The organism is Aquisphaera insulae (assembly GCF_011064615.1).
Classification (GTDB): domain Bacteria; phylum Planctomycetota; class Planctomycetia; order Isosphaerales; family Isosphaeraceae; genus Aquisphaera; species Aquisphaera insulae.
On record NZ_JAALJH010000010.1, the window covers coordinates 103,766 to 117,898 of the forward strand.

Genomic DNA, 14,133 nt, shown 5'->3' on the forward strand with positions numbered 1-14,133 from the left:
GAGTGTCGTCATGGCCTGGAAGCTCGCCGAGGCAAAGAACCGCCTCACGGAAGTGGTGAACCTGGCCCTGACGGAGGGGCCGCAGACCATCACCCGGAGGAATGACAGGGTGGTCCTCATGTCCGCGGCGCGGTACGAGGAGCTGGTGGGAAAGCGGCCGGATTTCAAGGACTTCCTCTTCTCAGGACCTTCCTTTGAAGGACTCGACCTGGAACGCGACCAGAGCCCGGCGCGGGATGTGGACCTATGAGAGTGTTACTCGACACGTGCACGCTCGCCGAGATCCGCAAGCCCCGGGGTCAGGCATCCGTGAAGGCCGCCGTGCGCGCGGTGCCCTCGGAGGAGCTTTACCTCAGCGCGATCACTGTGGGCGAAGTCATCAAGGGATTTGCCCTGCTCGCACCAGGTAAGCAGAAGAAGGCCCTCTGGTCGTGGTTGGATTCGCTGGAGAGCCAGTTTGCGGAACGTATCCTCGGCATCGATCTCGAGACCGGAAGAGTCTGGGGCGAGTTGACGGCTCGGGCCCAGAAGAAGGGGTTGATCATCCCGGCGCCCCATGGCCTCCTGGCCGCGACGGCTCTCCGCCACGGGCTCCACATCATGACCCGGAACACGAAGCACTTCCAGGTCAGCGGGGCGCTCCTCATCGACCCCTGGTCGGGTGGTTAACGGCTGCGAGGCTTCATGAACGAGATCGACGAGGCCCTGAAATCGGTCCTCGATCGCCCCGGCGACGACGCGGCGAAACTCGCCTATGCGGACGCCCTGGCGACTGGCCGCGATCCCCTCGGCGAGTTCATCCGACGCGAATATGAGATCGCCGGGGCGGCGCGGGATGAGGACGAGACCCTCGGCCTGCAGGACCGGCAGGTCGCCCTCCTGGACGCCCATCGCGAAGCCTGGCTCGGGCCGCTGGCGGAAATCGCCGAATGGGTCCATCTCGAGGGGGGCATGGTCGGCCAGGTCCTCCTCGACATGGACGCCTACCTCGCCCACGGCGACGCGATCCTCGGCCGATTCCCGATCCGGTCGCTTGCCATCCGCGGAGCCCGCGGCCGGGTGGGCGATCTGCTCGCGAGTCGCTGGATCGATCGGATCGAGTACCTGTCGCTTCGTCCCGAAGGGGAGTATCGCGAGGGGCTCGGCGACGAGGACGTGATTGAGCTGGCCGCGAGCGACCGGTTGCGCAACCTTCGCGGGCTCGCCTTGAACTACAACGTGCCAATCGGGCCGCGGAGCGTCGAGGCAATCCTGGATGCTCCCTGGTGCGGTCGGTTGGAGCTGCTCGATCTGGGATGGTCGTCGGTGGGAGACGAAGGGGCCGCGCTCATCGCCTCGAGCGACCGCCTCGACCGCCTGCGTCGCCTGAAGCTGTGGAACACGAAGATGGGGACGGCCGGGGCGTGCGCTCTCGCCGACTCGCCGACGCTCGCCCTCCTCGGGCTCACGGAGCTCGACTTCAGGCTGAACGATGAGATCAGTCAGGAGGGGAATGCCCGTCTGCTCTGCTCGTCCGCCCTGGCCCGCGTTGAATCCGTGGGCCTGGACTGTCCCATCGACACCGAGTTGGTCGACGCCTTCGTAAGGTCGGATTCCCTGGGATCCCTGAAACGGCTCGAGTCGTCCAATAGCTGGTCCATCGACACCGACTCGCTCCGCCGGCTGGCCCGATGGCCCGGGCTGTCGCGCCTGGACAACCTGATGTTCGTCCTGAGCGGGCTGAACGACGAGCAGCTCGAGATCCTGTCGAGATCGCCCTGGCTGGGGGACCTGAAGTCGCTCTGCCTCTCCGAGACCCGCGTGACCGACGAGGGCGTCGAGCGGTTCTGCCGCTCCCCCGCCTGGCGCGGGCTGACGAGCCTGGGCATCGACCGGAACCGTCTGACGGAGCGATCGGTCCGGGCCATCCTCGGTGCCGGATGGTTCCCTCGGCTCCGGTCGCTCGACCTCCACGCGTCGTACACGATCGGCGACGCGGGGGCGTCTGTCCTGGCCTCGTATCGGGGACCGACGCGGCTCCGCACCCTGACCCTGAGCCTGGGGGGTATCGGTGACGCGGGCGCCCTGGCGCTTGCGGAGGCGCCGTTCGCCTCGCAGCTCTGGAGGCTCTGGCTCCGCGGCAACGACGCCATCTCGACGACTGCGGGCGATTGCCTGAAGGGGCGCCTGGGCGGTCGGGTCTATCTTGCTCGTCCCGATCGCCGACCGACGGTCACCACGGACTATTTCTGGAGCTGATCAGCCGCGACGAACCGATCCTCGCTTTCGGGAGCCCTTCGTCAGGGCGCCGGATCGGACGCTCGCCTTCGGCTTCGCCGGCTCGGTGGACGGAGAGGCCGGAGCGGGAAGGGCGCGGATGGTATCCGTGCCCTCGTCCTCGGATGCCGCGTTGCTCAGCTCGGCCTCCAGGTCGGCGATGGTCGGCAGGCTGCCGCGGAGCGTTTCGGGCAACGATTCGGAGAGCGTGAAGCCGCTGATGCCGATGGGCTTGTTGATGTCCCGAAGGGCGTACTCGGCCACGATCTTCCCCTTGCTCTTGCAGAGGATGATCCCGATCGTCGGTGCGTCCTGGGGGTGCCGGAGGAGGTCGTCCACCGCGGAGAGGTAGAAGTTCATCTTCCCGGCGTGCTCGGGCCGGAACTCCGTCGCCTTCAATTCGATCACCACATAAGCGCGCAGCTTCAGGTGGTAGAAGAGCAGGTCGATGAAGAACTCCTCGCCGCCCACTTCGAGTCGATGCTGACTGCCCACGAACGCGAAGCCGACCCCCAGCTCCAGGAGGAACTGGCGGATGTGCTCCATCAGTCCGCGCTCGATCTCACGCTCGCGGGCAGCGTCGCCGAGCGTGAGGAAGTCGAAGTTGTACGGGTCCTTCAGGATCTGCTCGGCGAGGTCGGATTGCGGCTTCGGCAGCGTTGCCGCGAAGTTGTTCAACGCCTTCCCCTGGTGGCGATAGAGGTCGGTCTCGATCTGGATCTCGAGGATGTTCCGGCTCCAGCCATTCTCGATTGTCTTCCGAATATACCAGACCCGTTCATCGGGGTCCTTGACATGGTCCAGCAATCGGACGTTATGGCCCCACGGAATTTGTGCAACAAGCTGTTGCACAATTGGCTCCTCCGGCCACGCCTCGGCGAAGGCACGCATGTATTTCAGGTTCCGCGGGGAGAACCCGGACATCTCGGGGAAGGCCCGCTTGAGGTCCTCGGCCAGGCGATCGATGACCTTTGCACCCCAGCCCTGGTCTTCCTGGCGGGTCAGGATGTCGCGTCCGATCCCCCAGTAGAGGAGCACCAGCTCCCGGTTGACGGCGACGGCCGCTCGCAGTTGGGCGGCGCGGATGCGGTCCTTCAGGCTCACGAGAAGCTGATCGTAGCCTTCCGGCAATCCGCTGGGGCCCGAGGGCGCGACAACCGGCTCGAGTTTCGACGGCTTCTTCCTGCCCATGGCCTGCTCCGAACCTATCGACCTTGCTGCAATCCTATCACATCGGTACGAGGCCGCTCCTGAAGCCGATCCGGAATAAGTTGATGGTGTTCAGTGGCAGTTGTAGGATAGCCGGCGTGGGCGGCGGTCAACGTTCTCTTCTCAATGAGGTCCGCGATCGTGCCCGAGGCGATCCTGCCGGCCTGGTTGGATGACGCTCGGCGGTACTATTGCGAGATCGGCGGCCCGAGGGACACCGTGCGCGTTCTCCTGGTCGATGGCGACGAGGAGAGCCCGGAAAGGCCGTGGCCCCTCCGGCTGCGGCTCGAACCGGCATCGCGGTTCTCGCGGCGGATACGCGTCCTCGACGCCGAGGATCGCGAACGGGGCGTCATCAGTCGGGCGGGCCTCGTCCCCGGCGCGAGGTATGCGATGCGGCGTGGCGATGAGGTCGTCTGGACGCTCGCGATCCGATCGATCCTGCTGAGACGTCACGCCCTGGACATAGCCGGGGGCGAGTCGTGGACGTTCGAAACGCCCTTCTTCAATCTCCGCATCCGCGGGATCACCCGCGGCACGCCGGGGCTGCTCGGTGGAGTCGGCCTTTCGAAGCGCCAATGGTGCCTGGCGATCGAGCCCGGCCGCGATACGCCGGACCTGCTGGCGGCCATCGCGTTCCTGCATCGGCGGTGGTGGCACTCTTGAAGGCAGACTCCCGGAGGTGGTCAGGGAGGCGTCGTCACGGCCTCAGCGGCGTCAGCACGATGTCGCGGTATTCGATGGGGGCGCCCTCGGACTGGAGGCAGATCGCGCCCTTCGTCACGTTGCAGTTGGTCGCCTCGTTGACGAGCTCGCCGTTGACCTTCACGCGGAGGGTGTCGCCCTTGCAGGTGATCTCCATCCGGTTCCACTCGCCGATCGGCTTCTCGGAGCCGTCGGTCAGGTTGATGTGGCGGCGGTCCTTCTTGCGGGTGGCCTCGTCGGGGACGTCGAGCTCGGTGCCGATGACCCAGAAGTCGCCCGCGTTGTCCTTGAGGAGCTGCACCTCGATCGACCGGGGCCAGATCCCCAGCGCCCGGGGCGTCGTCGCGTGCACGAGCACGCCGTTATTCCCCCCCGCGGTCCCCGCCGGCCAGCGCCACTCGAGCGTCAGCGTGTAGTCGCCGTATTCCCGCTCCGTCTTGAGGTATCCCACCGGCTTGCCCGTGCACTTCAGGACGCCGTCGGCCACGCTCCAGGTCCGGGCCGGGTCGGCCCCTGCGCCGTCGAGGACCGCCGTCCAGCCGGTGAGGTCCTTGCCGTTGAAGAGCCGGGTCGGCCCGTCCTGGGCCAGGGCGAAGGTCGTCAGGGTGGCACTCGCGGCGAGGAACAGGGCATACTTCACGGGAGACCTCCACGGGAGCTTCGGGGGATGCGGCAGGTGGGCCGGCGTCGCGGCCTGATCGCGGATTATAGCCGCGACGGAGCCCGCCGCCAGGACCGGCCGGGGATCGGAATTTCCGCCGATTTCTTGCAAGGCCCGGGGAGTTCCCGCGATAGGATGGTCGCGTGCAATTCACCGGAGGTGATCGTGGAGAATCCGACGCCGATGCGGACCAGCGCCAGCCTGCTGGGGAGGCTGCGCCTGGAGGCGCCGGGCCCCGGCGACTGGGACGACTTCATGCGCCGGTACGGGCCGATGATCCGCCAGTGGTGCCGGCGCTGGAAGCTCCAGGACGCCGATGCCGAGGACGTGACGCAGGATGTCCTGGCTCGGCTGGCGTCCCGCCTCCGGACGTTCGAATATGATCCGTCGAGGAGCTTCCGCGCCTATGTGAAGACGGTGGCCCACTTCGCCTGGTGCGACCTGATCGAGTCGCGGAAGCGGCCCGGGGCGGGGGGGACCGGCGACTCCGCCGTGCTCGACCAGCTCCACGGCCTGGAGGCGCGCGACGACCTCCAGGCCCGGCTCGTCGACGCCTTCGACCACGAGGTCCTGGAGGAGGCGACGGCCCGGATCCGGTTGAGGGTGGAGGCCCGGACCTGGGACGCCTTCCGGCTCACGGCCGTGGAGGGGCTCTCGGGCGCCGAGGCCGCCGAACGCGTGGGGATGTCGATCGCGGCCGTGTTCAAGGCCAAGAGCAAGGTCCAGAAGATGCTCCGCGAGGAGGTCCAGAGGCTCGAAGGGGGACCGTAAGCGTGCCGATCGCCTGCCCGACGCCCGAGATGTTCCGGAAGATCCTCGACGACACCCGCACCGATGGCCCCGAATGGTCGGAGGTTGAGACGCACGTGGCCGGGTGCCGGGCCTGCCAGGATCTGCTGGAAAGGCTCACGGCCCCCGCGACCGAGGCCGGCGGCGCGGAGCCCTCCTGGAGCGGTCCCCGATCGGCGGCGGTGGCCTCGCCGTCGGCCTTCCCGACCGAGGCCCGCGCCGGCGGCGAGGCCGCGCCGGTGTGGGCTTCCGTCGCCGACGCTCCGTTCTCGATCCCCGGATACGCGATCGAGCGCGAGCTCGGGCGGGGCGGAATGGGGGTCGTCTATCTCGCCCGCCAGACCGACGCCAACCGCCTGGTCGCCGTCAAGATGGTCCCCGCCGGCCGCGGCCGCGCCGAGGACCTGGTCCGGTTCCGCTTCGAGGGGGAGAGCCTGGCGCAGTTGCGGCACCCGAACATCGTCCAGGTCTACGAGGTCGGGGCCGTCGACGGCCGACCCTTCTTCTCGATGGAGTACGTCGCCGGCGGCAACCTCGCGACGTCCCTGGCGGAGGGGGCCCGCTCGCCGGCCGAGGCCGCGGCCCTGGTGGAGACCCTCGCCCGCGCCGTCCATGCTGCGCACCAGTGCGGCGTGGTCCACCGCGACCTGAAGCCGGCCAACATCCTGCTCGACCCCGGCGGGACCGACGGCTCGGCACCCGTCCCCAAGATCACCGACTTCGGCCTGGCCAAGCGGGTCGGGGACGACAGCGGGCTGACCCAGACCGGCCAGATCCTAGGGACGCCCGGCTACATGGCCCCGGAGCAGGCCTCCGGCGGCCGGACGGTCGGCGTCCCGGCGGACGTCTACGCCCTGGGCGCGATCCTCTTCGAGGCCCTCACGGGCGGCCCGCCATTCCGCGGCGAATCGCCCTGGGACATCATGATGAAGGTCGTCCACGAGCCGGCCCCATCCGTCTCCCGCGCCCGCGCCGGCCTGCCGCGAGACCTGGACGTCATCTGCGCCAAGTGCCTCTCGAAGAAGCCCGAGGACCGCTATCCGAGCGCCGACGCCCTGGCCGAGGACCTCCGGAGCTGGCGCGAGGGCCGGCCGATCGCCGCCCGCCGGGTCGGGATGGCCCGAAGGTCCTGGCTCTGGGCCCGCCGCCATCCGGCCTACGCGGCGCTCGGGATGCTCCTGGCGGCGTCGATCGTCGCGGGGGTCGCGGGCGTGTACGTCCAGTGGGGCCGCGCCGAACGCCACCTGGAGCAATCCCGCCGGCGGCTCGACCTGGCGATGCGGGCCATCGAGTCCTTCTACACCGGGGTCAGCCGGGACGTCCTCCTGAAGCAGCCGGAACAGAGGGACCTGCGGGCCTCGCTCCTGAGCACGCCGCTGGACTTCTATCGGTCGCTCCGCGGCGAGCTCGAGTCGGGCGGCGAGCCGGACCGCGCCACCCTGGTGCTGCTGGTCAACGTCCTCTCGCGGCTGGGCCGCCTCAACGAGGACGTGGGCCGCGAGTCCGATGCCCTGGAGGCCTACGGGCAGGCTGCGGATACGGCTCGCCGCCTCCTCCGGGATGATCCTCGCGACCGCGCGACCGGCGGGGAGCTGGCCGAAACCCTGATCAGGGCCGCCGAGATCCACGCCCGGACGTCGAGCCCTGAGCCTGCTCGTACCGAACTGGACGAAGCCCTCGGACTCTTCGACGGCCTGCTCCGCGAGGAGCCCGACGATCCCGTCCTGCTGAACGGCCGGGCCTCCTGCTTCCTGACCCTCGGCGACATCGAGTGCGACGCGCAGCACTTCGAACGCTCCGAGGATCAGTACCTGAAGGCGATCGCCATCCGCGAGGGGCTCGTCGCCCGGCATCCCGAGAACGTCAAGGTCCTCAACAGCCTGGGCGCGACCCAGAACAACCTGGCGATCCTCTACGCCCAGTGGAACCGCCTCGAGGATGCCGGCCGTCGATTCCGCGAGAGCCTGGAATCGCGCCGACGGCTCGCCGCCCGCGAGCAGGGCGAGCTCCAGGAGAACCTCCGCAAGCTGAGCTCCTGCCTCAACAACGTCGGCAGCTTCTGCCAGAACACCAACCGGCTGGCCGAGGCCCCCGCCTATTTCAAGGAGGCCCTATCCATCCAGGAAGCCCTGGTCCGCGACCATCCCACGGTCGCCCTCTACCAGGATGACCTGGCGGTGACCCACGAGAACATGGCCGGCTATGAGGCGGCATCGGGCCGGCGCGATCGCGCCCGCGCCGAGTACACTCGGGCGCTGGAGATCCGCGAACGCCTGGCCGCCGACCACCCGGCGTCGCTGGACTACCAGGCCCGCCTCATCCTGAACCGGGCCGAGCTCTCGGAGATCCTCCTCGACGATCGCGATTTCCCGGGGGCCGAGGCCGAGGCCCGCGCGGCGGTCGCGGCCGCCGACCGGGCCGCTCGGGTCCACGCCGCCGCGGCCGAGCTCCGACGGCTCCGCGCCGAGACGTCCCGGCACCTGGGCGACGTCTTCGCCGCGACCGGCCGGTCGGCCGCGGCCGATTCCGCGTACTCGTCCGCCCTGTCCCTGCTGGGCGAGCCGGGGCAGGGGACCTGGACGGCCGAGGCGCGCCAGGACCGGGCCCGCGACCTGTTCCGCCGCGGCGCCTCGCGGGCGGCCGTCGGCCGCCGAGAGCCGGCCGCGGCCGATCTCCGCGAGGCCCTGACCATGCTGGGATCGCTGCTGGCGGAGCAGCCCGGAGTCTCCCGATATCGCATCCTGGCCGCATCCGCCCGGTCGACGCTGGCCGAGTCGGTCTTGCGAGAGGCGCGACGGGGCGGGCGTGAGGCCCTCATTCCGGAAGCCCTGGGGGACTCCACGCAGGCCGCCGAGGACATGGAGGCCCTCCTTCGCGATGAGCCCGGCGACGAGGAGGCCCGAGACGAGCTGGCCCGCGCCCGGGCCGGCCGCGCCGTGGCCCTCGAATGGCGCCGCCAGCTCCCCGAGTCCCTGGCCGAATGGGACAAGGCCCTCGAGGCCGTCCCCGAGCGTTCCCGCCTCTCCATCGCCCGCGGCCGCGCCGCCACGCTCTGCCTGGCCGGCCGGGTCCCCGAGGCGATCGAGATCGCCCGGTCCTCCTCGGGCCCGCAGCCCGAGACGACGGCCGAGCGCGTCGCCCTCGCGCGGATCTACGCCCGTGCCGCGAGATCCGCGGAGGCCGTCGCCGTCCTCGCGTCCGCCGCGTCCGCCCCCGACCTCGGCGACGGCCTCGCCTTCCGCGCGCTGCTGGACGATCTCGACTTCGAGCCCCTCCGGCTCCGCCCCGACTTCCACGCCGTCGTCCAGGGGCTGCCGCTCCCGGGCGAGGTCTTCGCACCCTGACGCGTTCCGGCGGGGTGCGGATCTCTCTTCGCTGGTTCGATTGCCACCTACCGGGGCGCTTCGGCGGGCTCGAGGCGATAGATCAGGTCGCCCGAAGGTTGACTGTCCATCTTCGAGTCCTTCTCGCCGCCGTCGTCCCTGCCATCCTTCCCGATCGAGTACACGATCGGCCGGCCCGCCACGACGGTCATGCGCATCGGCTTGCCGTCGTAGGGATCAATCGGGACGTTCTTCAAGCCGGCCGCCCTGGTGGCCGCCGACAGTTCGCGGGGAGTCCGGCCCCGGGAGCTCAACTGCGAGTGCCGCAACGCGGACCAGCATTCCCAGCCGCGGAGGATCGCCGTCTCCCGGGCAATCGCCTGGCTCAACGTCGTCAGCGACGCGACGTTGGGCTCGAGGGCCTTGACCACGCGGCCCAAAGGATCGTCTCCGCCCCTGGGCTGCACCGCGGCGATTTGACGCAGGCGGGCGGCGAAAGGGACGCCGTCCAGGGACAGGGCCGCGCGGAACGCGGCGTTGAGATCGTTCACCGAGCGTGACAGTTCCTCGGCGGTCGTCCGCGCCAGGATCGCGTCGGCATCCGCGGGGAGCGAGCTCGCGGCGGCGGGCGTCTGAATCAGGGCGATGAATGTCCGGACGACCGGGCCGGCGGTCTTGACCCCCATCTCCCCGAGCCATCGGGCGACTCCCTTCTGGTCCCGGATCAGGGCGTGCAGGTTGACGCGGCTGATGAGGTATTCCGCGCGAAGCCCCTCGACGTAGGAATTCGCCGACTTCGACTCGTGATCGGCCAGGATCCTGATCAGGTGCTCGCAATGCGACGCGCGCACCTTGGGCGCGGCCAGTATGGGCGGGATCATCTGATCTCCGACGATGTGGACGATCGCGGCGGATGTGAGCTGGGAAATCAGGAAGCCGCGAGGTTTCAGGTCCCGGGCGAGCCGGAGCACCGCCTCGACGTCTCGCAGGGCCGCGTTGATGTCGTCCTTCTCGATGTCTCGCCGGACCCGCAGCGACGCGATCCGGGCCACCTGGCGTGCGTCCTGGACGTGGGGGAGCAGCGACGTCATCCCGAAGCCCGCGTCGAACACGCACGACTCCCGCCGCTGCGCGGCGGCGAGCTTGCGGAATCCGTCCGCGTACAGGCCGATGACCTCGTCGATCGACGCCGGAGACACCGATCCGGGGTCCTTCTCGATCGCGCTGTTGAGCTTCTGGTAGCGCCTCATCCGATCATCGGCCGCCTCGCGTCGGCGGCGCTGCTCGGCCCCCGCGGGGAAGCAGGCGGACGTGGCCGCGCCGAACTCGGAGAGCGCGTCCAGGTACAAGGGCGCGGCGTTCCGGCTCGAGGGGGGCATGGCGAGGAACCGGGCGACGTCGAACGGCGCGCCGGCCTCGATCCCGTCGGGGAGCTTCTTCCCGGCGCCCGGCAGGCTCGGGTACGACCGTCCCGACTCCTGAGCGAGGAGGCGGCCGGGCACGAGGCTAGATACCAGGCCGGCGGCGGCCAGGGTGAAGACCATCCGGCGACTGACGGCGTGCCGGATCGGGGTCCAGGAAGATGCGTGAACTCGTGGCATGTTGGCTCCTTGCTGGGCCGGCGTGAAGGCGGACGAAGTCTCGACGCTCGCGTCGTCGTCGGGTTGCTCCGGGATCGGATCTCATCGACGTGCTCAACCTTGCCCCCCCGAGAGGAGGGCTATCTCGTGGTCGCTCCCCCGGTTTGGGCTCCGGGCCCCCGGTCGAGGGAGTCCCAGACCCGGATGGTGTAGTCACCCGATCCGGTCGCGATTCGAGTCCCGTCCGGGCTGAAGGCGACCGCGTGGACGTAGTCGCCGTGGCCGTGCAGCGCCGCGACTTCCCCGAAGGTCGTGAGGTCCCAGAGTCGCGCCGTGCCGTCGTCGCAGGCCGTCGCCAGGCGCGTGCCGTCGGGCTTGAATGCCAGCCCGTAGACCACGGCCCCGTGCCGCAGCGTGGCAAGATGCCGCTGGGTGGCGACGTCCCAGAGTCGCACCGTTCGGTCCCGGGACGCCGTCGCGACCCTCCTCCCGTCGGGGCTGAAGGCGATCCTGTTGATGAGCTCGGCGTGGGCCTTGATCGTCGCCGTGGCCCGGCCCCGGATCGCGTCCCAGAAGCGGAGGGTGCCGCCCCAGTCGGCCGAGGCGATGAGCCCGCCGTCGGGGCTGAACGACGCGTCGCTGACCTCGGCCTCGTGGCCCGAGAGGCTGGTCGTCGGCTCTCCGGTCTCGGCGTCGAGGAGGAGCACGGTCCGGTCCTGGCCGCCGGTCGCGGCCACCAGGTTCCCGCGCGGGCTGAAGGCGACTCGATATTCCACGAGCTGCTCTTGCCGCGGCGCCAGGCGGCGGGACCAGGCCGGGGTGCCCGTCGCGAGGTCCCAGGCGTGAATCCAGCCATCCCGGCCGATCGACGCGATCCTGCGGCCGTCGGGGCCGTAGGCGAGCGCCGTGACGGCGGAACCCTCATGGCGGAAGACGGCCTTCTCCCTCCCCGCTATCGCATCCCAGAGGCGGACCGTACCGTCCCAGGCCCCGGAGGCGACCGTACGCCCGTCGGGACCGAACGCCACGTCGTAGACATAGCTGGTATGCCCGATCAGCAACCCGCCCTGCAGGGCGATGCCAACGTCCCAGTAGCTCACCCTCCCGAGCTCGTCGGCCATGGCCATGGCCGATCCATCCTGGCTGAAGGAGAGTTCCCCGATCCGGCGGCCGCCGCTACGAAAGACGCCGAGCGTGGTCCCTTCCGCCGTGTCCCAGACATGGACGGTGCGGTCGGAAGATGCGGCGACGAGCCGGCGACCGTCCGGGCTGAAGGCCAGATTCTGGACCGAATCGCGGTGGCCGCGAAAGATGGCGAAGGGTCGGGCGAGCGTCAGGTCCCAGAGCCGCACCGTCTTGTCGGCCGACGTCGACGCCAGGGTCTTCCCGTCGGGGCTGAAAACAAGGCCTTCGATGCTGTTCTTGTGGCCGACGAGGACGGTGGGAGGACCTTCGCCGTCGATGTCCCAGAGGCGGACCAGGTTCGCGGGATGGCGGCTCCCGACGGCGAGGCGCCGCCCGTCGGGGCTCACGGCGGCGCACATGGGGTACTCTCCGGGGACCTTCCAGCGGCGCACCGAGTCCCCCGTGGCCGTGTCGCGGAGGTCCACCACCCCCTCTTCCACGTCCACCCCCACCAGGCGCCGGCCGTCCGGGGAGAACAGGGCGTAGTGTGACCTGAACCTCGCGAGGGATCGGCCACGGCTCAGGTCCCAGAGGATGACACCCACGTCGCCGGAGCATGAGACCACCCGCGAGCCGTCGGGGGTCATCGCGAGCCGAAACACGCTACCCCTGTCGTGGGAGAAGTCGCCGACCTGACGCCCATCGGCGACGGCCCAGACGCGGACCATCCGGGCGGCGGATCCGGCGGCCACCAACGAGCTGTCGCGGCTGAATACGATCGAGGATACCGCCCCCTCGAGCCCCCGGAGGACGAGGCGATCGGCGCTCGCTCCGGGCGCCCGCAGCCGGACGTCCGAGCCGCCGGCCACGGAATACGCGATCAGGGCCCCCGACGGGGCCAGCTTGACGATCGATGCGGGACCATCGCCGGGGTGGAAGACCGACTGGTGATTGTCGAGCTGGGCGGCGAGGTGCCGCCACTCCCAGTCCCGATACTCGTCCGGGGCGTCCTCGAGGAAGTCGAGCGCGACGTCCAGGTTGTTCAGCTCGATCTGTGCGGCCGCGGCGACGACCGCGGCCCGGTAGCGGGCGCGACGCTCGGCGTCGCCCCGATTCGCCGCTTCGAGGGCGGCGGCCTCGGCACGGTCGCGAGAGCGGGCCGCATCGGCCCAGAGGACGGTGAGCCCCGCCAGGGCGACCACCGTGACCAGGGCCAGTGCGATGGAGAGCAAGGCCAGCGAGGGACGCCGGCGCGCCCATTTCACGAGCCGGGTCAGCGCGGTCGGGGGTCGCGCCAGGATGGGTTCGCCGACGAGGTATCGTCGGAGGTCCTCGGCCAGGGCGCCGGCGGTCGCATACCGACGGGCCGGTTCCTTCTCCATCGCCCTCAGGGTGATGGTCTCGAGGTCGCGCGGAAGGCTGGCCCGCAATCGGCGCGGGGCCACGGGCTCCGTGGAGCACAACGCCTGGAGCACCTCGATCGGCGTGTCGGCCACGAACGGCAGCCGGGCGGTGAGGAGCTGGTAGAGCATGGCACCCAGGGCATAGACATCGGCCGCCGGGCCGGCCAGGGCGCTGTGGCTGGCCTGCTCCGGCGCCATGTATTCGGGCGTCCCCATCGCCAGCCCCGTCGAGGTGAGGGAGGCCCCCCCCTCGATCGCCCGGGCGAGTCCGAAATCGGCGATCTTGGGGACGGCCCCGGACAGCGAGCCGCTCCGATCGCCGCCGGCATCGGTCTCGAGCAGGATGTTCGACGGCTTCAGGTCGCGATGGACGACCCCGTTGAGGTGGGCCGCGTCGATCGCGCGGGCGAGCGCCTCGACGAGTCGGGCCGCATCCTCCGGCGACCAGGGGTCGATGCCGATCCGATCGGCCAGCGTGATGCCCTCGACCCATTCCATGACCAGGAAGGGGTGGCCCTCGTGGACTCCCGCCTCGTAGACCCGGACGATGTTGGGGTGCTTCAGCCTCGCCGTCAGCTCGGCCTCGCGCTGGAATCGTTGGCGTTCGGCCTCCGAGGCGAAGCCTCCGGACAGGATCATCTTGAGCGCCACCAGGCGGCGCAGGCCCCGGTGTCGGGCCAGGTAGACCACCCCCATCCCGCCCCGACCGACCTCCCTGAGGATCTCATAATTGGCCACCTCACGGGGCGGGCTGGGAGCTTCGGGCACCGGCGCGCGGTCGGGCGAATCCGGAGAGAGCCTGCGACGAAGGGCCCATGCCTGCCGACGACGTTCATCCGGGTCGGTCGCGGGGCGGTCCGAGAGCGTCGCGGCTTGCTTGAGCCGGCCCAGCAGCCCGTCCCCGGAAACGATGGCGTCGACCAGGTCGCGGCAGGTCTCGCAGAGGTCCAGATGCTCAGCCACTCGATCCAGGTCGCGGCCATCGAGGGCACCGGCGGCGAAATCGCCGAGTAGATGGGGCTCCGGGTGGACGGATGTATCCGGCGTCAAGGGATCGTCCTCAACAGCAAACCGATCTTCTC

Annotated in this window: 10 protein-coding genes; 6 read left to right on the forward strand and 4 right to left on the reverse strand. The window is 70.0% G+C overall.

The window, feature by feature from the left end; all coding sequences use genetic code 11:
- Positions 1-10: 10 nt before the first annotated feature.
- The 3 genes from G6O54_RS08595 to G6O54_RS08605 are packed head-to-tail and all read left to right on the forward strand — an operon-like array spanning position 11 to position 2,238.
- Complete coding sequence (locus G6O54_RS08595; protein WP_165223260.1) at positions 11-250, forward strand: type II toxin-antitoxin system prevent-host-death family antitoxin; 240 nt, start codon at positions 11-13, stop codon at positions 248-250.
- Positions 247-669, forward strand: a complete 423-nt coding sequence (locus tag G6O54_RS08600) for a type II toxin-antitoxin system VapC family toxin (protein ID WP_165223263.1) — start codon at positions 247-249, stop codon at positions 667-669. The genes G6O54_RS08595 and G6O54_RS08600 overlap by 4 nt, the downstream gene beginning before the upstream one ends.
- 15 nt (positions 670-684) lie before the next feature.
- Positions 685-2,238 (forward strand): leucine-rich repeat domain-containing protein, encoded by a 1,554-nt coding sequence (locus G6O54_RS08605; protein ID WP_165223267.1) that lies wholly within the window; start codon positions 685-687, stop codon positions 2,236-2,238.
- On the opposite strand, the gene G6O54_RS08610 is transcribed toward G6O54_RS08605, so the two are convergent.
- The gene (locus tag G6O54_RS08610) at positions 2,239-3,447 is read right to left on the reverse strand and encodes a PDDEXK nuclease domain-containing protein (RefSeq protein WP_165223270.1); all 1,209 of its coding nucleotides are present in this window, start codon (positions 3,445-3,447) and stop codon (positions 2,239-2,241) included. It lies immediately after the preceding gene.
- Between the two features lie 159 nt (positions 3,448-3,606).
- Between G6O54_RS08610 and G6O54_RS08615 the strand changes: the two genes are divergently transcribed.
- Positions 3,607-4,131: a hypothetical protein gene (locus tag G6O54_RS08615; RefSeq protein ID WP_165223273.1), complete on the forward strand. Its 525-nt coding sequence runs from the start codon at positions 3,607-3,609 to the stop codon at positions 4,129-4,131.
- A gap of 34 nt (positions 4,132-4,165) precedes the next feature.
- On the opposite strand, the gene G6O54_RS08620 is transcribed toward G6O54_RS08615, so the two are convergent.
- Entirely contained in the window at positions 4,166-4,810 is a 645-nt protein-coding gene (locus G6O54_RS08620; RefSeq protein ID WP_165223276.1) for a 3-keto-disaccharide hydrolase, read from the reverse strand.
- A 186-nt stretch (positions 4,811-4,996) separates the two neighbouring features.
- On the opposite strand from G6O54_RS08620, the gene G6O54_RS08625 reads away from it, so the two are divergent.
- Complete coding sequence (locus G6O54_RS08625) at positions 4,997-5,602, forward strand: RNA polymerase sigma factor (RefSeq protein ID WP_250846781.1); 606 nt, start codon at positions 4,997-4,999, stop codon at positions 5,600-5,602.
- A 2-nt stretch (positions 5,603-5,604) separates the two neighbouring features.
- Positions 5,605-8,964, forward strand: a complete 3,360-nt coding sequence (locus G6O54_RS38510) for a serine/threonine-protein kinase (RefSeq protein WP_165223279.1) — start codon at positions 5,605-5,607, stop codon at positions 8,962-8,964.
- 47 nt (positions 8,965-9,011) lie between these two features.
- Here the strand turns inward: G6O54_RS38510 and G6O54_RS08635 are convergent, their stop codons facing one another.
- Together G6O54_RS08635 and G6O54_RS08640 are read right to left on the reverse strand one after the other, a co-directional pair.
- Positions 9,012-10,544, reverse strand: coding sequence for a hypothetical protein (locus G6O54_RS08635; RefSeq protein ID WP_165223282.1), 1,533 nt, complete (start codon positions 10,542-10,544; stop codon positions 9,012-9,014).
- A 119-nt stretch (positions 10,545-10,663) separates the two neighbouring features.
- The gene (locus G6O54_RS08640; RefSeq protein ID WP_165223285.1) at positions 10,664-14,101 is read right to left on the reverse strand and encodes a WD40 repeat domain-containing serine/threonine protein kinase; all 3,438 of its coding nucleotides are present in this window, start codon (positions 14,099-14,101) and stop codon (positions 10,664-10,666) included.
- Between the last annotated feature and the right edge of the window lie 32 nt (positions 14,102-14,133).